The sequence below is a fragment of the Streptomyces rhizosphaerihabitans genome (assembly GCF_025399795.1).
GTDB classification, from domain to species: Bacteria; Actinomycetota; Actinomycetes; order Streptomycetales; family Streptomycetaceae; genus Streptomyces; species Streptomyces rhizosphaerihabitans.
The window spans coordinates 89,058-109,936 of record NZ_JAODTZ010000028.1 but is presented as its reverse complement, the minus strand read 5'-3'; the positions used below and the strand labels follow the sequence as shown (position 1 = coordinate 109,936).

Here is a 20,879-nt window from a genome sequence, read left to right as displayed (position 1 = left end):
CCTTTCTCACCGGTCGCATTGATCACAGCCCTCACACAGGCCCCTCATAAGGTTTTCACAGCGGGGCGCGATGCGAAGAATCACCGCAATTCCGACATGCGACGACCCTCGGGGGGACGCGCCCTGTGAGAAGGACCACAGAGGCGTGCCGGGGGCGCCGCCCACGCTCTCGAAAGGGCGATTCATGGGGGAGTACACCCGCGTCCGGAGTCATCCGGCGCGCAATCTGACACGCCGTCTGGCGCTGTCGGCAGCCGTCACCGGCCTGCTGCTCGGCGTCGTCGGCCCGGTCTCGGCGGCAGGCCCGCCACCGTCGGCGGTCGCCGACGACACGGACAGTTCGCCGCTCGCGACCGCCAGCGCCGTGGCGGCCAGGACCGGACAGCCGCTCACCGTGGACCAGTTGACCACTGAGACCTCGGAGACCGTCGCCAACGCGGACGGCACCTTCACCCTCACCACCCACCTGCAACCTGCCCGCGTCCGCAAGGACGGTGAGTGGACGGACGTCGACGCCGGTCTGGCCAGGAACTCAGACGGCACGTTCTCCACCAGGGCCACCCCGTCGGCGCTGACCGTCTCCGGCGGCGGCGACGGGCCGCTGGCCACCCTCGTCGACGAGGCCGGGCACCGGCTGTCGTACACCCTCCCGTTCCGCCTGCCGACCCCGGTCGTCAGCGGTGACAGCGCCCAGTACAGCGACGTACTGCCTGGAGTGGACCTCAAGGTGAGAACCACCGACCAGGGTGGCTTCCACGAGGTCCTGATCGTCCATGACGCCAAGGCCGCCGCCGACCCCGCTCTCGCCTCGCTCCGGCTGACCACCAGGGCGAGCGACGGCATGGCAGTGAGCGCCGACCTGGACGGTCAGGTGACCGCCACCGCGTCGGACGGCACCGCCCTGTTCAGCTCACCCACCCCGATGATGTGGGACTCGTCCGGCGCACAGGTCGCTACCCCGGCGCAGAAGACCGGGGTCCGCCACTTCGCACGCGCAGCGGACGGCCCGGTGGTGGAGGGCGCCACGGGTGAGACCATCTCGACCGCGGAACAGCCAGGCAGCGGCGCGCAGGTTAAACCGATCGGCGTGACCAGCGAACCGGGTGCACTCACCCTGACCCCGGACGCGAACCTGCTCGGCGGCAAGGACACGGTCTGGCCGCTCTTCATCGACCCGTACACGAGCCCGATCACGAGCAAGAAGAGCCACTTCATCACAGTCAAGGAGGGTTGCCCCTCCCAGAGCCCGTACGACGACGCACAGGACAACGGCGAGGGGGTCGGCTACGAGCACTGGCGGGAATGCTTCGGCCTCAACCGCGCGTACTACGAGCTCAATACCGGCAACCTCACCAAGCCGATGGTGATCTCCAAGTCCGTTGTGCACCTGACCTCGACCTACGGCGCCTCCTTCGACTGCGACAACGAGACGGGCGTGCGGCTCGCCACGGTGACCGGGATCAGCAAGAACACCGACTGGGACCATCAGCCGAAGCTCGCGGGCGACGGCTACATCGGTGGTACGCAGAAGGTCAAGAGTTCCAACATGAGCCAGCACTGTGGCGACCACGACGTCAACTTCGACGTGACGGGCCAGATCAAGAAGCTGGCGGGCAAGGACGACAGCTGGACCTTCGGCCTGTGGGGCAACGAGTCCAAGTCATCCAGCAATTATGATTTCGTGCGGTTCGCGACCAACCCGTACCTGACCACGGTGTTCGACATCGCGCCCTCGGAGCCGGACCGTCTGGGCACCACACCGGCCACCGTCAATCCCGCGAGCAACGGCTGCGACGGCGCGGCCGACGGCTGGATCGGCGAGTCCGGGCTCGCCGGCGACACCTCCGACATCACGCTGAACGCGCACCTGAACACCGACATGAGCGGGGTCAACCTGCGCGCCCGGTACGAGGTGTGGGACACCAAGATCGCGGACGACGACGGCAGCTCCGCCAGCAAGAGCAAGCCGGTCAGCGGCTGGGTCAGTGACGGTGGCACCACCCGGGTCAACATCGGCTTCAAGGTGGCGGACGGGCACCAGTACGGCTGGCACGTCAGGGCCGACGACGGCACGTTGATGAGCGGCTGGTCGCCGAACTGCTACTTCAAGATCGACCTCAGCGCGCCGAGCATCCCCTCCTTCACCGACTCCGTGGTCTTCCCGCCGCTCGGCGCCGACAAGGCGTCCACTGGCCACGCTGGCGACGAAGGCGTCAAGATCAAGGTGACCGCGAACGACCCCACGCCCACCGGTTGCACCCGGGGCAGCTGTGTCAGCAGCGGCATCGACCGGTTCGAGTACTCGTTGGACGCCAACATCCCCGGCAGCGGCGGCGCCAAGGTGGACGCCGTCGCCGGGAGCGGCGGCACAGCCACCGCGGAGGTCCCGCTCGTACTGAGTGCCGCCCAGTGGGGCGCGCACACGCTCTACGTCCGGGCGGTCGACAACGCGGGCAACACCCAGGGCACTGTGGGGCAGTACAGCTTCTTCGCCCCCTGGAACCCGAAGACCAAGGTCACCGCCGGTGACCTCGACGGCGACGCCGTCCCCGACCTGGCCGCACCCACCACCGACGGGGAGCTGGTCCTGGTCCGCGGCAACGCCGATCCGGCCGCCCCGCCCACTACAGTGTCGACCGAGGCCCAGAGCCCTGACGGCACCGGATGGGACAACTACCTCGTCGCTCACCGTGGCACCGCGACAGGCACCAACGTGGACGACCTGTTCGCCTTCGACAAGACCACCCACGAGCTGTACCTCTACGCCAACGACGCGGTCACCCCCGGCGGGACAGCCGGGCACTTCACCCTGACCCAGAACGTCGTTCCGATCCGCAACTCCGACTCCTGCCCCGCGAAGGGCTCGGACGGCACCTGGAACAACGTCACACAGATCCTGGCGCCCGGCAAACTGGCCCAGTACGCGGACGTTCCCGACCTGATCACGGTCGACAAGGGCGAACTCTGGTACTACCCCGGCACGTTCCAGGCCGGCTGCAACCTCGGCCCGGGCGTGAAGATCGGCACGGGCGACTGGTCCGACACCACGCTGCTCGCCCCCGGCACCGTCGGCGGAGTCCCGACCCTGTGGGTCCGCGACAACGCCAGCGGCGCCGTCAGCAGCTTCCCGCTGACCTTCGCCGCGGGCGTCCCGACCGCCAAGCTGACCGCTCCGCGGCACGCCCCGCTGGTCTCCGGCGTACTCGACACCAACAACAAGAACCTGTGCCTGGACATCGCCGGCTCCCGCACCGCCAACGGCACCCCGGCGCAGATGTACACCTGCAACGGCAGCGACGCCCAGAACTTCACCCTCGGCACCGACCACACCGTGCACGCGCTGGGCAAGTGCCTGGACGTCGTGAAGGGCGACACCGACAACGGCACCCTGGTACAGCTCTACCAGTGCAACAACACCGGCTCCCAGGAATGGGTCTCCGGCCCCTACCCGGGCACGCTCAAGAACCCGCAGTCCGGCCGCTGCCTGGCTGACCCCTCCAGTAACCGCAACCCGCGCACCCAGGTCGTCATCTGGGACTGCAAGAACATCGCCGACCAGAAGTGGGCCGCAGCCAACGGCAATGTGCTGCCCGCCGCCCAGCCAGTGCTTCCGGTCGGCATCGGCGAGCAGGACTACCCGACCGCCGCCTCTCCGGGCGACGTGCAGGGCACCGGCTTCCCCGCGCTGTACGCCGCCTCCAGGTCGGGCCGGATGATCGAGTACCCGGGTGTCGCGCCCGAAGGCGGGCTGGCACAGTTCACCGCCCCGGTGAGCATCGGGCACGTCCACCGGCCCGCCGACTGGTGGAAGCTGGACGGCGCGGCGGACAACGTCCGCCCGGCCAACGGCCTCACCCTGAACGGTGGCGCCACTGTGACCGCCGATGCCGCACGGGGCAGCGCGCTCGCTCTCAACGGCAGCACCGGCTACGCGGCCACCTCGGGCCCCGTGCTCGACACCAGCCGCAGCTACACCGTCTCGGCCTGGGCCAACCTGAGCAGCCTGACCGCGAACTCCACCTTCGTCTCGCAGTCCGGCACCAGCGCCAACGGCCTCCAGCTGTACTACTCCAGCGGCGCGCACGCCTTCGCCTTCGGTCACGCCCACGCGGACGACACGGGGGGCGACTTCACCAGCGCCTACGGACCCACCACGGGCGCGCAGAGCCCGAAGACCAACGCGTGGTTCCACCTGGTGGGCGTCTTCGACGCAGACACGCAGCAACTGCGTCTCTACGTGAATGGTGACCTGGCGGATACCGCCGCCTACGGCGGGACGGTCTGGAACGCGACGGGACCGTTGCAGATCGGGCGTCGTCTCTACAAGGGCACCTACGGGGAGTACACCGGCGGCAAGGTTGCCGACGTACAGCTCTTCACCGAGGCGCTCACTCCGGGCGGTGTCGCCTCACTCGACCGGAACCGCCCGGTTCCGACCCAGCTCGGCTGAGTCCCAACTGCCGTACGCGGCGGTCCGCCCACCCCGGCGAGGGGTGGGCGGACCGCCGCGCTTGCGCCCTCCGGCAGGCCGCTCCGTCGCGCACCCCTTTCCAGTAAGCAATTGGCCGGGCTTGGCGGCGGGGTGCCCGCGGCACTTCAGAAGTGGCGGCGCAGGGAGGTTTTGTACACAGAGATCTCGTGTATATAGACATTGTTAGCGTCGTCAACAAGTCGTTCATTGATGGTGTGACTGACCCTGTGTACCGTGACCTGTATGAAGGACACCCCCGCCCCGCAGGCCGGCTCGCTGGTTACCGGTTCCGAGATCGCCAGGCTGGCGGGCGTCACCCGCGCTGCCGTATCGAACTGGCGGCGACGGTACGGCGACTTTCCGAATCCGGCCGGCGGCGGTGTGAACAGTCCGCTGTTCGACCTGGCCGAGGTGCAGGCCTGGTTGGACAGGCAGCGCAAAGGGCAGGAAGTCTCGCTCGAAGTACAGCTGTGGCAGGCATTGCGCGGAACATACGGTGATGACATGGTCGGCGGGCTCGTGGATGTCGCCCGTTTCCTCGCTGAGGGCGGGGCACCCGAGGGGCTCACGACGGACGTCGCCGGGTTCGCGCGGGATCTGGCAGCGAGCGAGGGCACGGCCGAGGCTGTGAATGCTCTGGCTGACCGTTTCACCGATTCCGTACGCCGCGCCGGATCCGATCAGGTCACCTCGCCGCGCATCGTCCGTGCCATACGCCACTTCGTCGGTCCGGTGGCATCTGATGCGACTCTCTTCGATCCGGCCTGTGGCATCGGTACCCTGCTGCTCGCCGTCGGTCCCGAACAAGGACCCAGGCGTTACGGACAGGAGACAGAACCCCGCAGCGCCCTGTTCTCGCAGCTACGTGCCGATCTCACGGGGCGCACCGACGTCGACATCGTCACGGGGGACTCCCTGCGCGACGACCGTTGGACGAACCTCAGGGCCGACCTGGTCGTCTGTGATCCGCCGGTGGGCGAACCCGACTGGGGGCGTGAGGACCTGTTGCTCGACTCTCGATGGGAGTTCGGGATCCCGTCCCGGGCCGAAGGTGAACTCGCCTGGCTCCAACACGCGTACGCGCACACAGCGCCCGGCGGTCGCGTCCTCATGGTTCTCCCCGCCTCTGTCGCCTACCGTAAGGCCGGCCGTCGGATCCGTGCCGAGCTCGTACGACGGGGTGCCCTCACCCAGGTCACCGCTCTTCCGTCCGGCTCGGCGGCCTCACACGCGCTACCGGTGCACATCTGGCACCTGCGCCGCCCGCGGACCCTTGGGGACGCTGTCACCGGTGTCGTCATGATCGATCTGACGGCCAGTGATCCGGACGGCTCACTGGAACCCCAGCCCGAGCAAATGGCCGAAGTGTCCCTGATCGATCTGCTGGACGATGCCGTGGACCTCACACCCGGCCGTTACGTCGAGGATTCCCATCGTGACTACGCGGTTGAATATCAGGCCATCAGTGCGGAACTGAGGCAACAGGTCCGGCTTTTGGCGGAGTTGCTGCCTGCCCTGGTCGCGGGCGATGGCCTGGGTTCCCTGGACGGGCCTACGGTCAGTGTCGCTGACCTTGTGCGCGCAGGACTCGTCGAGTTCGGCGATCCGGAGCCGGTCTCGGTGAGCGACCAGCTCGACACCGACTACCTGCAGGGTTTTTTGCGCAGTGCGACCAACGCCCGGCGCTCCACGAGCTCCAGCGGCACCTTCCGTCTCGACGGCAAGGGCGCCCGCATCCCACAGATGGAGATCACCGAACAACGGCGGTACGGGGCGGTCTTTCGCATGCTCCAGGAGTTCGAGGAGCGGGCGCGCAGGGTGGTGGAGCTGAGCCGGGAGGCGGCGGCACTGGCAAGGGACGGTCTCGACAACGGAGCTCTCACTCCTGAGGGATGACGGGACGTCACGCCAGTGCCCCACGGAGAGGATCGGTCTGCGGAACGAACGGGCTGGCTGCTCCGCTCCAGGTGACTGCCAACGCCTCCCGCGCTCGCGTGCATGCCACGAACAGCAGACACCGCTCCCGCAGTAGGTCCGAGTCACGCTGCAGCGCGTCAACGGAGGCAGGCGTCACCTCGCGGACGAACGGCACAGCGCTCGCCGTCACTCCCAGGACGCTGACGCAGCGGAACTCCAGCCCCTTCATGGCGTGCATCGTGGCGAGACGCACCCCGTCCACCTCCGGCCCGGGGTTGTCCTTGACCCGGACCACCGGAATCCCGGCGGCCGTCAGCTTGTCGTACGCCTTGTCCAGCAGCACGTTGAAGCGCGCGCACACACCGATCTCGGACGGGCGTATTCCCTCCGAGATCCAGCCCTCGACGCGTTCGACGAGTGCCGCGACCTCCGCCTGCTCGGCGCCGTAGCCCTCCGTGTGCGGCCGACGGCCGTGCAGCAGCGAGCGGTAGCCGGCCAGGGAGTCGTTCCCGTCACCGCCCAGGTCGTCGACGGACACCGGGCTGAGGATGGCCGTCGACCAGGCGAGGATTTCTTCCGTGCTGCGGTAGTTGATACGAAGGCGGTGGGTACGTCCGGTCACCGCGATGCCGAGCGAGCCGAGTGAGACCTTCGCGTCGTAGATCCGCTGATGCGGGTCGCCCGTGATAAAGAGGTCGTCGCTGCCGGGGGCTACGGATGCGCGCAGTGCGCGCCACTGGGCCGGGTGCAGGTCCTGTGCCTCGTCGATCACAACGTGGTCGTGGGTTGGTGCGGAAGCAGCCAATAGCTCTGCTGCGCGAGCGCACACCTTCAAGTGTGTGGTGGTCTTCTGGTCACGAAGCATGGCGTCGAACAGTTCGACGGCCGGCCACAGCTGCTCGCGCCGCACGGACGACAGGGCGCTGCCGCGGCCACGCCGGACAGCGGTGCGGTAGGCGTCGAGGCTGCGCAGGTCCTGAGCGAGGATGACGTGCCGGTACTCCTGAGCCAGGAACTGCTCGGTCCAGGGCAGTCCGAGCTTCTTGATCACACGCTGCCACAGCAGACGCTCGTCCCGGTCCCCGATGGGGGAGGGAGACTTGCCGTCGAGACGGCTCACGACGCCATGGGCGTAGGCGTTGACCGTGGTGACGTCGACGCGGCTGAGCAGGGCGGGGTCGTTGTCCAGGAGGAACGCCAGGTTCTCGCGCAGTGAGGCGGCGAGCGCGTTCGTGAAGGTGGTGAGCAGCACGCGGGTGTCGGGCGAGCGCGTGAGGAGATGCTTCACGCGATGCAGCGCGGCGACCGTCTTGCCGGTACCAGGCCCGCCGGTGACCTGGACGGGACCGCCGTACGACACCCGGTAGGCGACCCGGCGCTGCGAAGGGTGCAGGAACACCCGCCACGCCGCGAACGGCTTCTCCAGAATGTCGGAGAGTTCCTCCGGACCGGTGACCAGGGTGATACGGCTCTTGGTGTTGGCGATGACGACGGCCAGGCTCTCGTCCGGATCGGGCCCCGCGTCGACCGGGCGGCGTACCGAGACCACGTCCCGATACACGTCCTCTGGGCTGAACTTCTCGGCGAGGTACTGCAGCACCTCGCACTGGTCCTCGGGCAGAAGGGTCTCGAACGCCTGCAACTGCGCCTTGTCGACGATCGTCCGTACAGCCTTGAGGACCTGGTCGTCGATCCCGAGGTGACGCAGTACCGTGTCCGAGTACTTCGCGAAGAGCAGTGAGTCGGCGGCCGCGGCGGCCTTCTCCAGAGCCGGGGTCAGCTGCTCGATGGCGACCACGTTGCGGACTTCGAGCCCGCGGGTCGCGGAGTTCGTCGTGTACAGCCGCTTGGCCGCCCAGGTGTAGGCGTCGTCGTGCCGGACCACGTTGACGAGCAGGAACACATCACTGCCGTCGTCGGGTGCGAGGACGACGCCCCTCCAGAAGTCGTTGATGCGGATGGTCCGCATGCGCGGATCGCGGGCGTTCTCCACGGACTCCAGGTGGAGCCCCTTGTCCGCGTGGAGTTCCGCCACGGTGAGTTGCTGGAACTTCTGCATCGCCTTGCGTACGCCGGCCTTGACGGGCTTCTCCAGGATGTCGAAGCTCTCCCAGAAGCTGTTGGCGAACGCGAGCTGTGGCACGAGGTGCACTCCCCACCCTGGACGGACACTCCGCGGCCGATCATACGCGCGAGGTGTGCACCAGCAGTTCGGCCACCTGCTCGATGTCCGCGAGCAGCCCGGCTGGCTCCTGGTCGAGGTCGAGGGCATGCTGATGGATGACGATGCCCGAGTGACGTACCTGGTGAGCGGCGTGCGAGGCGTTGCCCTTCGCGTAGACCAGGTGTCCTTCCGGCAGACCGAGGGCCGTGCAGTAAGCGAGCATCTGGTAGAGGTCGGCGTCCGGGAAACCGTGCCGTTTCTCCGCTTTGTACTTGGCGTCCACCACGGCACACGGAACACCGTCCGGCCTGTACAGCACGAGGTCGGGCTTCATGCGGATCGCGGCTGCCAGGTCGAGGTGGTGCGGGTCCTGAAGCCGGGCCGCGTGGCTGGTGCCTCGGAACGCGTCCCGCAGGGCCACGGTCACGAAGTCCTCGAAGAGCTTGTTCATGTCGAAGAGGAATCCGTCGATGCGGAGTCCGCCCGGTGCGTGCTCGGCGGAGGATCCGTCCAGGACCAGCCGGGCGAGGTGTAGTGCTTGGTGGTAGCGGGAGTTGAGACGGGTGGGGCGCCAGTTCGGGACGGACTGGCCGCGCACGATCGCGGTGACATCGGCGAGGCGGGCGAGCTGGTGCAGGAGCCTGCGACGGACATCGCGGGGGACGCCGGGCAGGCGCAGGAGGCGCTCGACCGCGGTGCGCAGGATGCGGTTCTCCGCGATGTCGGTGGTGAACTCGTCGTACGCGACCTCGATCGGCAGCATCGTCCCGAAGCGCCGTCGAATCTGTTCGGCTTCCCTCACGCGGCCCCGGACGACAACCGCAGATTCCTCAGCCGGCCGGTACCCCTGCAACAGGCCCTGCCGCAGTGCCCGGTCCACCTGTCGTTCCACGGCGTGAGCCAGCGCAGGCAGCAGGTCGCGATGTTGGGCGACTTCAACCTCGCTGTCTCGCCAGTTCCTCTTGGGATCGAGGCTGTGGCCGAGCAGGAAGAAGAGCCGGACGATGGGCACTTTGGGTGTGATGCGCACGGTTACGGATCCGCCACCGTCCGGTGCTGTGACGGCTACGGCTCCGACCTTGCTGCCGGCCCGTAGCAACCAGTGCCCGGGCGTGTACGGATCGGGGGTCGCGTCCACGATGTCGGAAGCGGCCAGGGCACGGCCGACGGCGTCCGGCAGCACGAGACGTGTCGCGGGCGCGTGCTCGACCAGTTCGACGGACACCACGGACTCAGTTGCGGACATCACCCCAGCGACTCCCGCAGCGCGGCCAGCCCGTACCGCTTCTCGATGTCCACGCCCTCCCCGTAGTGGTGTTCTTCCATCAGAGGGAGTATCTTCGTCCGCCAGGTCCGCTCCAAGCCGCCCTCCCGGTACACGCCCTTCTTCATCAGGTACGAGGGCCCGATCCGGAAATCGGGTTCGTCGATACGGGAATTGAGCGCATCGAGCAGATCGGCGGGTTCCGCGTCCTTGCCCTCCTTGGCCAGCCAGCGGCGCAGCAGCCCGCGTGTCGGCTCCGTACGCGGCGACAGCTCGACGAAGGCGAAGCGGCGCCGCATCGCCGCGTCCACGAGGGCGATGGACCGGTCGGCGGTGTTCATCGTGCCGATGACGAACAGGTTCGGCGGCAGCGCGAAGTCGTCGCCTGAGTAGGTCAGCCGAACCGACTTGTTGCGGTACTCCAGCAGGAAGTACAACTCGCCGAAGACCTTCGCCAAATTGGCCCGATTGATCTCGTCGATGATCAGGAAGTGCGGGATGTGCCGGTTTCCCTCGCGGGAGGCGAGGTCGGCGAGTTCGCGCAGCGGGCCCGCGGTGAGCCGGAACGCGACCTCTCTGGTCTGCGGGTCCTCCTGGGGCCGGAAGCCCTCGAAGAAGTCCTCGTACGCGTACGACGGGTGAAACTGCACGAGCTTCACCTGCTCGGGCCCGCCGCCGAGGAACTCGGCGAACTTCAGCGCCAGGTACGTCTTGCCGGTGCCGGGCGGCCCGTACAGCACCAGTTGGCGATCATCGGCCAGGAGATCGCGTACTTCGCGCAGCCACGCCGTGTCGTGCACGAGGAGTTCGGCCGCCAGTTTGTCCGTGGGGCCGGGCAGTTCGGGTTCACGGCGGGCGATGATCGCCGGGACCTCCACGCTCGGATCGCGCTCTATGGCCTGGGCCTCCTGCGTGAGTTCCTCGTCGCTCCGTCCGAGCCCCTCGACGAGTGCCAGCAGGGAGGTCAGGTCGACGACGTCGTGTTGCACGGACAGCTTCTGCTGAAGGGCTTCCGGCAACTCGTCGTAGGGGATACCCGCGGACCTCCACTCGGCCTTCCGCCGCAGATTCGACAGCCCGCCCTCGGACTCGACCTGCTCCGCGTCTCCCGTGAGCGTTCCGATGTACAACTGGCCGTCCGAGATGGTGCAGACCGTGTCGGCCTGCCGCATCTGGGTCAGGAAGTAGTGCAGCTCGTCGGCCATCACCTGCTTCTGGCTGTACGAGGTGGTGGCGTCGTATCCCTCCTGTACGTACCGTCGCAGCAGGCTCTTGGTCGGTTCCGCGTCGTCCACCTGCGGCAGATGGGTGGCGGCGAGAGTCACCCAGCCGTCGGGCAACCACAGTCGCTTCACCAGGTCACGCCCAGACACGTTGGAGCCGCGCACCAGCCATGCCTTGTGCGGAGTGCGCCACGTACTGCCGAGATAGTCGACCAGCGGAAAGCCTTCCTCCGTGCGCCATTGCGCCAGACCGTCGGTGCTACGCCCTGACACCACGGACGCGGCGGCGGAGGGGGAGTTGCATTCGATGTCCCGTGTCGTCTCCCAGCGATCCGGCCACTGATCCGACTCCGTTCGGATGCCCCCGTCCGCAACCAGCCGTTCGCGCTGGGCCGCTGGATACGGGGCGATGCCGGGGGTCGACTCCGGCTGGACCGGCGAGCCGGCGAGGACGAGGAACTTCAGGCTTCCGTTCATCCCTTTCTCGGGCAGAACCCGCCCCCGGGCCTGTGGTCCTCCATTGGGCAGGCGCAACCGGAACTCCGGGTACACCCCGGCGGCCCCGGCCTGCACCGCCTCGGGGTCGGCCTCGTCTCGCTCGTTCACTTCCCGCTCCTCGCTTCGCTCCGGCGCCCGGCGGCGCGCGGCCCTCCCGATCCACTGCGCGCGACCCTACCCGCGGGGTACGACAGCCGGCGCTCGCCGAGGGCCGACGCCTCAGGTCATGGTGTTGGTCAGATGCGGGCCCATGTAGCCGACGAATATTCCGTGGTCGGTGCACGCCCCGTCGTAATAGTGCAGGCGCGGCGCGATGGTGTTGCCTCCGCCGATCCGCAGATGAGCACCCATGAACAACTTGCCGTCCGGATGCACGTGGCGGGGCACGGGGAACGTGCGTGCCCGGCTCCAGTCGCCGTTCGCCTTCACCGACTTCGATTCGTCCCTGACGACCTTGCGCGGCGAGATGACGTGAGCTCCCTCGGGCGCGTCCGCACACCACTGCTTGAAGTCGCTGTTCGCTTTGCCGCTCGCGACGGCCTCCGCGAAGTCCTGGAGGGCCAGCAGGGCGTCCCAGGCCATCCGGACCCAGGACGAGCCGTAGGCCTGGTCGTCGAGTTCCAGGGTGTACTTGCGCCGACCACTGAAGTGGACGTGTCGCATGTCGCCGATCCGGTCCAGGATTTCGGCGAACGACGTGGGCGCGTCGACCGAGGGGTCCACCGTCGCGTAGGCCTGCTCGGCGGCGCCAAGCCTCAGGAGCTCTCTCTGCAGTTCCCGTATCTGCGCCTTGGCCCGGTGGAGTTCCTTGTACTGCTCGTCGTAGTCGACGACGACCTGCGCCTCGTTGCCCTCCGCCTGACGCAGCTCCCGCTTGAGGTCCCGGATCTCGTCGGCTCTGACGCGTTGTTCGCGTGCCGCCTCTTCGAGGATCTCGTGCAGGGCGTCGTTCTCGTCGCGCAGCCGTTCCTGTTCGGAGCCGCCGACCCCGTCCCTGGCGCGTGTGCGCATGAGCGGCACGGAATCCAGGGCGTCGGGCAGCGGTAGTCGGGTGGCGATTCCCTGCGGGAGCTGGTTCAGGATGCGGGCGGCCAGCCGAGGGTTCTCGGTGATCAGCCGTTTCGACATCACACGGTGCCGCTGGCCGTCGGCGGGCCAGGCCGGGTCGACGCCCGGCAGGTAGGTGCGGATCCCTCCGTTGTACACACGGTGATGTTCCAGGGCCCGGTTGAAGACCGACTCGGCTCCCGGGGTGAGCACGTAGAGGATCGCCAACCCGACCAAGGGGCGGACGAGAGGGTCGACCGTTCCCTCCAACCAGGCGTCGAAGTCCACGTCGTGCGGTGTGCTCGCCAGGACGACGGGGAGGCGTCGTTCGGTGTCGCACAGTTCGTCGATGACCGCCTCGACATCCTCCGCCTCGACCACTTGGGGCATGGCCGTCACGTCCGCCAGGCCGTCGTGCGCGTCGAGCGCCTCCAGCAGGTGCTTCGCGAGCCGGGGCGTCTTGGCGGGCACGGGGGCCGCTTCGGCGTCGTCGGGGAGGTGCTCGACGTCGAGCTGGACCCAGGTCGGCCCGTCGGCGATCTGCCGCGTAACGACGGTGGTCTGCCAGGTGCCGCCGGGCGCGGTCTCCCGGAGCCGCCATCGTCCGTAGGTGCCGGTGACACCCGTGGCGGAGTCGTGGTCGAGTGTGACACCGCGAGCTATCTCGTTGCGCCCCTCGGCGAACGCGTCGACGTTGTAGCGCTTGGGTGGTTGAGCGAGCCAGTGGCGCAGTTGCTCGTCGACGAGCGCACCGGTCCGCACGTAGTCGGTCCGGCTGGTGACCACCATGCGATAGCGGCGGGTGTCCATCGTGCTGCTCCTCACGTGTACGGGGCAGGGCGGGGTTCAGGCGGTGGCGGCGGCCACGACGCGGAGCAGTTCACCCACGTCCTGTTGCCAGGCCCGCACCTCGGCGGGGGTAGGAGGCAGGTCGTACGTGTGGTAATGACAGGCGGCGCTGAGGCCGGACCAGACGCTGTACCAATGGCGCGCGACGGAGGGAGCGACGTACCACTGCAGGCAGAGCATGCGGGTGCGGCCGGTGCTACGGGCCATCCGAGGGCTGACCGACCGCCAGAAGGCGTCGAGGGTTTCGTCGAGGGCCAGCCGGAGGAGGGTGGCCGCGGCGCGCGCCCGGACACCGGGGTTGAGCGCAGTGTCGTCCGAGGGAGTGAGCAACCGGTCCGCGGCCGACAGGAGTTCGTTCGTGGGGAGCACGCGGGTCGAGCGCACGGGAGTGGTCACCGGGCCAGCACCTCCTTGGCGAGCCGCTTCGTACGGTCGACCAGGGCCAGACGGTCACCGACAGGCGTGGCCGGTGCCTGGTGCGATGCCTCGTTCAGCCCCTGGATCAACTCCCGGGCCCACACGCCGTGGTCCCGAGCGACGGCTTCCAGAACTTCGCGCCCAGCTTTCCCCCGCATGCCCATCGCGAGCGCCGCGAGGCCGGTGAGGGGCCCCGGCCGGGTGACCCGTTCCTGGATGGCGCGCTGTCCGATGCCGGCCTCGCGCAGGGCACGCCGCGCGGTGTTCTGGTAGGCGGCCTCCAGCGCCAAACGGCACATCGAGGGGAGCACCCGGTCGGCGACTTCCGGCGGCAGGTGCGGATCGAGGGCGATGGCCCGTGCCTCCGACAGAGCCTGGCTCACCGGGTCGCTGACGGAGGCGACATGAACGACCGAGTCGGTCTGCCGGGACACCCGCATGACCGTCGCCCTCAGGCCGAGGCGCTGGATGGCCTCTTCGAGCCGGGTGTCGTGGGTGAAGACGATGACCTGCCGGTGCTGCGCGTACAGGTCGAGAACCTTGGCGAGCCCGTCGACCTTCTCCGGGTCCATGGACTGCACCGGGTCGTCGATGACCAGGAAACCGAAGGGACTGTCCTGGTGGGTGGCCCGCGGGATGAACAGGGAGAGGGCGAGCGAGTGCAGTTCGCCCTGGCTCATGACGCCGAAGGCGGGCGCGTCGGCATCGTCCACGGAGACGGGAAGACTGACCTGGCGCTGGGGACCGATGCCCGTGAGCCCGATGGCACCCAGCAAGACACTGCTGCGCTCGCACAACAGTCGCCAGATCTGCCCGGACTGGTCGGCGAACGGCTTGAACCGGGCGTCCCGCAACTCGTCGGTGAGCGTGCGCACCCAGGAGCGTACGGCTTTGACCTGCTTGAGGGCGGGCTTCGCCGCCTGCGCGGCCTCCGCCTGTCCCAGCCATGAGGACAGGCGTGCGGCCACGGGCTGCCAGCGGCCGTCCTGCGCCGTGACGCGTCGGCGGGCGTCCTCACGGACCTGGTCACAGGCATCACCGAGTACCGCCTCGGCGCGTTCCGCACGGTCGGCCAGCTCGCGTGGGTCACGTACCGTGCGGCAGGCGACCAGGTCCCGCCAGAGCGCGGCGAGCGAGGGCTCGTCGGCCTGGAGCCACACGGGGGCGGGCCGCATCAAGTCGTGGACCTCCCGTACCGCGTTCGCAAGCTCGCGGTGTGCCGCGTCCGCCTCGGCCGCCTCCGTCTGGAGCCTTTCGACCTGTGCGCGCGTTCGTTCCGTCCAGGAGCGGTCCAAGAGGTCCGTACTGCCGCATACGGGGCAGTCGGCGACAGCGGGATGACGGCGGCGGTGTTCCAGCGCGGCGTCGAGCAGCCTGATCAACTGCCGGGCGTCCTCGGCGGACCCGTGACGTGCGTCGTCGGCCGAGGCGGCCGCAGAGCGCAGTCGGGTCACGGCTTTCACGATCGACGGCCGGTCCGGGCGCTCGAGATCGGCCAGTCGACGCAGTCGGGCGAGGTGCGCCTCGTCGGCGGAGCCGTGGCCCCGCAACAGGGCCCGGACCGTCTCCAGGTCGGGGCTCCTGCCGGACAGCGCCGTGATCGCCTCCTGGGCGCGTGGGTCGTCGACCTCCGACAACTCCTGGATCACGGTGGAGGTGAGGGCCTTCGCGGCGTTCTCGGTGTCGGTCAGGGTCCTGGCCCGAGCCCGTGCCGCCGCGTCGGTGTCACTGAGCAGTTCGAGTCCGAGGATCCGCGAGATCTCGTCGTGCAGGGTCGTCAGCGGCCCGTTGATCACCGCCCCGAGCTGGGTGTACGGGAGGAACGGCCGGTACAGCGACAGCTGCTCGGCGTCGATCACGTCGTGCACGACTTCGCCGGTGGCCTGCCCGGCTTCCTCCACGACGGTGCGGGAATCCTCGAGCCCATCGCCGTACCAGAACCGGCGTACGGTCACGGGCTCCTTGGCGCCCTCACTGTCACTGCCGGCGTCGAAGCCGAGCTCCACCGCCACCTCGGGAGCGGAGTGCTCGTGGAGGTTGCGCCAGCCCTTCTTCCATACCTGGGTGCGCCCCTGCCAGCGGAAGTTGTCGCCCGTCAAGGCCATCTCCGCGGCCTCGGCGAAGCTCGACTTGCCGGAGCCGTTGCGGCCCGCCACCAGCGTCAGACCGGGGCCGGGATTCAGTTTGATCGTGGCGGCAGGCCCGATACCTCGCCAGCCGGAGGCCGTGATGGACCGCATGTACACGGTCCCGGAACGGCTCGCGTTCCGGGGGCGAGCGGGAGGCAGAAGGCCGTGCAGCAGGGACTGCTCCTCGGCGGAGAGCCCTGATCCGGGCAAACGGGCGAGGAGCAGGTCACGGAGGCTGGTGGTGTCGCTCATGGCTCGGCTTCCTCGAGTGCTCTCGGTGGCTGCGGCGGGCGTGCCCAAGGCGACGCGAGGGGACGATGAGCCGTTGTCAATTCGAGCATGACGGAAGCTTGTTAACGATGTCAACGGACTTGTATGAATTCACTTGGATCGGACGTGTGTACATGCGTTCGGGGGCTGACTCGGAACGAAGATGCGCTGGGCCGCCCGATCCACCGAGTCGACCGTCCCGCAGGCATCTCACGGCCCAGGGCGGCCGTTACGGACCGGCTGGCCTGTGCCACGGTCACCGCAGTACTGAGCCCATCCACGCGGTCGCCTGCTCGGGCGTGGCGCGGGTGTCGACGCCGAGGACGTGGATGACGCCCAACGGGCATTCGGGGCCGCGCACCTGGAGGGTTCGCTGGGCGTGGCCGCCCGGCTGGGGGTGGACGATGACTGCCGCCGGTGCGTCGCTGGACGCGTACCCGCTGCTGTAGGTGAGGAGTTGGTGGACGTCGGCCGCGCTCACGCCGTGGCGGTCGTAGCGCTTGTACTTGGCGTCCACGGGCAACAGCGTGCGATGTGCAAGGTCGTGTCCCGGAAGGCTGAGCAGGAGATCGGGCCGGAACGTCGAGGCGTTGCCCAGATCTCCGCGCACTGTGATGCCGACGCCGCTTCCACCGGGTACGGCGTGGCCGCCGTACGGGCTGACGGCCTCTGTGCCGAGACGGCGGACGACGGCTTCCCAGAGCGCGGGCATGGCGAGCAGGAGGCCGTCCGCCGTGGTGCCTTGGTCGCTGAGCAGGTCGGTCACGCCTCCACCGCGCAGGAGGAGGCGGGCCCAGGTGTGGGCAGGGCGGTAGCGGGCGTTCAGGCGTGTGTAGTGGGTGCGGTCCAGCGCCCGGAGCGCCGCGGCAGGGGTGGGGGCCTGTGGAAACGCGCCGGCTGTGCCGTGCAGGGCGCGCGCCAGGTCGGGGCTGGAGGTCAGACCGAGCGCGGCCTTGAGCGCGCTCCCCAGAACACGGTTGTCCCAGATGTCCGCCTCCCGGTCGAAGGTGCGGACGTGCAGCTGGTCCAGTTGCCCGTAGCGGCGAGTGGCCTGGGCGACGACGTCCAGCCGTCCCCGGAGTACGGGTTCGACACTGCGGCGGCGTACGTAGTCCCGGCGCAGTCCCTCCCGTAGCAGCCGCTCGCACTCTTCGAGCAGGGCGGCGGCGACCAGGTCGGCGTATCCGTCAGGCCCGGTGGCCCAACGCCTGGCCGTCGCCGGGACCGGTGTGCCGAGGGCGTAGGCGAGCCAGCTCATGAGCTGCTCTCCCGGGATGGCGAACTTGGGCGCGACGACCAGGCGGATACGGTCCAGGACCAGGACCCCGACGGTCGCGTCGGCCTTGAGCCGCCAGCCGATACGGTCCGGGACCAGGGTCAGGCAGCCCCGCGCCTGGAGGGCGTGCAGGCGGTCGATGTCCCGGGCCGTGAGCTGATCGGACTCCAGCGCGGCGGACTCGTACTCGCCGAGCCGGACCGGGGTGGGGTCAGGCATCCGGGCCGGAATCGCCGCTGGTGAACTCGGTGGCCAGTGCGTCCGCCAGGTCCTGCGGGGACATGAGCAACGGACGCCCGGTGTCCGCGTCGACCAGTCCGCCGAGGATGCGGTGCAGCAGTTCGGCCCGGCCGACGCAGTAGTCCTCCAGGAGCGGGATCACCTCGTGGTGGAAGGCCGCCGCGAGATCCTCATCGGTGGCGATCGGCGCACCGTCGCGCAGCAGGTAGGCGTGCCCTATCTGGTGGTCGGCGTCGAGGTGGCGGGTGATGCGCGTGTTGAGGGCCTCGAAGAACGCGGCCAGGTCCAGGGGGCCGACTGTCCCGGAGACCGCGTCCGGGTCCGGGCCCACGGGCAGGAAGGCGAAGCGGCGGCGTACGGCGGCGTCCAGGTGGCTGATGCTCCGGTCGGCGGTGTTCATCGTGCCGATGATGCGTACGTTCGGCGGGACGGAGAAGTGCCGCTTGCTGACGGGGAGGGCGACCGGCAGGTTCCGCTTGTCCAGTTCGAGAAGGGTGATCAACTCGCCGAAGATCCGCGGCAGGTCACCGCGGTTGATCTCGTCGATGACCAGCAGGAATTCCTGCTCGGGATGAGCGGCGGCACGGCTGCACAGGGTGTGGAACAGGCCGTCCGTGAGAGCGAGGGTGAGCCCGGGACCAGTGGCACTCAGGTCCGGCTTGAAGCCCTCGACGAAGTCCTCGTAGCCGTAGGAGGGATGGAAGGTGACCAGGTGGACGCGGTCGCCGTGCAGCATTTCGGCCTGGGCCTTGGCACGCTGGTCGGCGCTGGCGTCGAGGGTCTCCGCGCGACCGTCCATGGCAAGGGCCGCTCCGAGGGCGAGCCGCGTCTTGCCCGTACCGGGCGGCCCGTGCAGGATCACCTGGCCCTTGCGTTTCAGGGCGTCCAGGACGGTTTGCACGTCCTCGGGCAGTGCGACCGGCGTGCTCTGCGGTTCCTGGTTCGCGCCGGCGCCGGAGTCGGCCTGGTACGCGGTGAGTTTGGCGAAGAAGGCCGGGTCGACCCTGGCGAAGGTGGACCGCCATTGCCTGGGTTCCGGCAGCCGCTGCGCGTGCGACAGATCCCAGTCCACCGGGACGGTGTGCTGGAACTCCTGGCGGTCCGTTTCGAAGCGGTAGTTCCCACTGACCGTGCCCGTGGCCAGGACCTTGTCCACCCCTCGATTGGCCACGATCCGGTCGCCCTCCTCCAGATCACGGAAGGCCAGCAGCCGACGGGCGAGTGTCAGGCTGCCCCCGCTCTTGCGGGGCCAGTGCGCGTCCAGGGCCTGCTTCAGATCCGTGTCGCTCTGGTACAGGCCGAGGTCACCGACCTGCTCCCAACCCACGCGGATGACTCCATCCGTCCGGCACTCGTCCCACAGGCGCCCGCGCTCGCCGGGAGCGATCTTCCAGATGGTGCGCTGCCGGGACCGAGGGTCGGAGTGCCGGTACAGGAAGTGCATCACTTCGTACCTGGACCAGCCCTCGAACTCCGCACGGTCCCGCACGAGTTCCAGCAGACGGCGATTGCTGCGCCAGGCCGGGGCGTCGCCCTGCACCGAGTCGCCCAGCAACAGGGCGACGAAGCGGCGCAGATGCTCCCCCGCGTAGATGGGCAGAAAGTGCTCGGGGAAGTAGGTCGCCAGCGTCTTCGTCACCAACGTCGGCCCGTACCGCAGCACTTCGAGATCGTCCAGGGCGTCGAAGTCTCCCGCCGCGACGGCGTCGAAGGCCTGGACGAACTGACCGCGCAGCTGAGCCCAGGCCTCCTGCGGTTCCATGCCGCGCAAGGGAGCGGCCAGACGCCATTCGCCGGAGACGTGGTGGTACATGATGTGCTTCGCGGCACTGCCGCCCTTGATGCTGCCCAGGTTCGGCGTGAGGAACTCCAGCAGCCGGCAGTACGTCGGACCCGATCCCGGGGACGCCGTCTGCCCGAGGGCGTAGCGCTCCAGCGGAAGCTCTGCCCATGCCTCCAGCGGAAACTGGGACAGCACCTGCTTGCATTCGTCCTCGGCAGCCGACTCGGCGTCCGCCACGCTGCCCCGGTCGAACTCGGCCGCCGCCGCCGTCAGTACATCCGCCCCGTTTGCCATGGAGGTCATGATGCCGGAGCGTGCGTCTGCGGTTCCCCAGATGTGGCGAGGTTGGTCGACTTCCTGCGTGCGAGGCAGAGGGCTGGCACGATGCTCGGCAGGGCGAGGTCGTTCCTGGGCAGCGAGGGCAACGGCGGCGGGAGAGATCGTGCAGGACTGGATCTACATCCTCAATCCGAACAAGGACACCTTTGACGGAGAACCTTCCGACAAAGAGACCTTGCGCCACCTTGCTCACGAGGACCCCGAACTCGACCTCTGGCTCAGCCGGCGGAACCGCATGTACCCGGGCGACCGCCTGTGGTTCTTCTTCAGTCAACCGGAGTCGGCGGTCGCCGCGGTGGCCGAGGTCGACAACGAGCCGCAGGAGGACCCCGACGACCCCGACTTCGCCTACCGGGTCGATGTGACTCTGCTGCCCGAGCCCACGGACTTGCTGTACGGCAATCCGGTGGGCCGGGACGAGTTGGAGCTCGGCCAGGTCCGGTCCGTGCAAAAGGTCAAGCCGGGCGCGTTGAAGGTCCTGCTGGAGCGGGCCGGTCTGTGACGCGATAGTCCCAGGCGGACCGCTTGGTCGCTGGTACGTCGAGTGACCGTCCGTCACGCTGGACGAGTCGACAACGAGGACGTCGCGCGAACGCACTTGAGGATGTCGGGCGGGACACAGTCATCGCAAAGACGTTCCGGTAAACACCTCGGCCGACGCCGGGCCTTGCCTGACGCTCAGGAAAGGCCCTGCGGGTGTTGACCGGAACACCGTCGGCAGGCGACGGCGTTTACGGGAGCATGAGGGGCGTCAGTGTTGGCGGTGTCAACAGACTAACCTCGTCCGTTAGCATGTATTTCTGTGTACGATCGGCCGTGCGAGGGCCGGGACGTCGAGCCGCGGAGCGAGTCGTGACGCCGACTGATCGCCGGGACTGCATGCGGGTGGCGCCGGCAGCCCTCTGCCACCGATCGAACCGGTACTAGAGTGTCTCCGCTGATGAGGGGGGCTTCATCGCACGACCGTCGACTGCCCGCAAGGGCGAGTCTCC

11 protein-coding genes are annotated in these 20,879 nt (G+C 68.6%); 3 read left to right on the top strand and 8 right to left on the bottom strand.

Features of this window, described 5'->3' with window-relative positions; all coding sequences use genetic code 11:
* The first annotated feature begins 184 nt into the window (after positions 1-184).
* Together N4G66_RS26175 and N4G66_RS26170 are read left to right on the top strand one after the other, a co-directional pair.
* The gene (locus tag N4G66_RS26175) at positions 185-4,450 is read left to right on the top strand and encodes a LamG-like jellyroll fold domain-containing protein (RefSeq protein WP_261706650.1); all 4,266 of its coding nucleotides are present in this window, start codon (positions 185-187) and stop codon (positions 4,448-4,450) included.
* 264 nt (positions 4,451-4,714) lie between these two features.
* A complete protein-coding gene (locus N4G66_RS26170) occupies positions 4,715-6,367 on the top strand; it encodes an SAM-dependent methyltransferase (RefSeq protein WP_261706649.1) in 1,653 nt (550 codons plus the stop codon).
* A gap of 7 nt (positions 6,368-6,374) precedes the next feature.
* Here N4G66_RS26170 and N4G66_RS26165 read toward each other — a convergent pair whose 3' ends face one another.
* The 8 genes from N4G66_RS26165 to N4G66_RS26130 all read right to left on the bottom strand — a co-directional run bounded on the left by N4G66_RS26165 (position 6,375) and on the right by N4G66_RS26130 (position 19,851).
* A complete protein-coding gene (locus tag N4G66_RS26165; protein WP_261706648.1) occupies positions 6,375-8,531 on the bottom strand; it encodes a UvrD-helicase domain-containing protein in 2,157 nt (718 codons plus the stop codon).
* A gap of 40 nt (positions 8,532-8,571) precedes the next feature.
* On the bottom strand, positions 8,572-9,798 hold the full coding sequence (locus N4G66_RS26160) for an McrC family protein (protein ID WP_261706647.1): 1,227 nt from the start codon (positions 9,796-9,798) through the stop codon (positions 8,572-8,574).
* Complete coding sequence (locus N4G66_RS26155) at positions 9,798-11,645, bottom strand: DUF4357 domain-containing protein (RefSeq protein WP_261706646.1); 1,848 nt, start codon at positions 11,643-11,645, stop codon at positions 9,798-9,800. Before N4G66_RS26155 ends, N4G66_RS26160 begins: the two co-directional genes overlap by 1 nt.
* A gap of 111 nt (positions 11,646-11,756) precedes the next feature.
* The gene (locus tag N4G66_RS26150; protein WP_261706645.1) at positions 11,757-13,394 is read right to left on the bottom strand and encodes a hypothetical protein; all 1,638 of its coding nucleotides are present in this window, start codon (positions 13,392-13,394) and stop codon (positions 11,757-11,759) included.
* A gap of 36 nt (positions 13,395-13,430) precedes the next feature.
* Entirely contained in the window at positions 13,431-13,829 is a 399-nt protein-coding gene (locus N4G66_RS26145) for a hypothetical protein (protein WP_261706644.1), read from the bottom strand.
* Positions 13,826-16,231 carry an AAA family ATPase gene (locus N4G66_RS26140; RefSeq protein ID WP_261706643.1) on the bottom strand — a complete coding sequence of 802 codons (2,406 nt, stop codon included), beginning with the start codon at positions 16,229-16,231 and terminating at the stop codon, positions 13,826-13,828. The genes N4G66_RS26145 and N4G66_RS26140 overlap by 4 nt, the downstream gene beginning before the upstream one ends.
* A 274-nt stretch (positions 16,232-16,505) precedes the next feature.
* Positions 16,506-17,744, bottom strand: coding sequence for an McrC family protein (locus tag N4G66_RS26135; RefSeq protein WP_261706642.1), 1,239 nt, complete (start codon positions 17,742-17,744; stop codon positions 16,506-16,508).
* A complete protein-coding gene (locus N4G66_RS26130; protein ID WP_261706641.1) occupies positions 17,737-19,851 on the bottom strand; it encodes an AAA family ATPase in 2,115 nt (704 codons plus the stop codon). Before N4G66_RS26130 ends, N4G66_RS26135 begins: the two co-directional genes overlap by 8 nt.
* 139 nt (positions 19,852-19,990) lie before the next feature.
* Between N4G66_RS26130 and N4G66_RS26125 the strand changes: the two genes are divergently transcribed.
* Positions 19,991-20,389: an EVE domain-containing protein gene (locus N4G66_RS26125; RefSeq protein WP_261706640.1), complete on the top strand. Its 399-nt coding sequence runs from the start codon at positions 19,991-19,993 to the stop codon at positions 20,387-20,389.
* Positions 20,390-20,879: the final 490 nt, after the last annotated feature.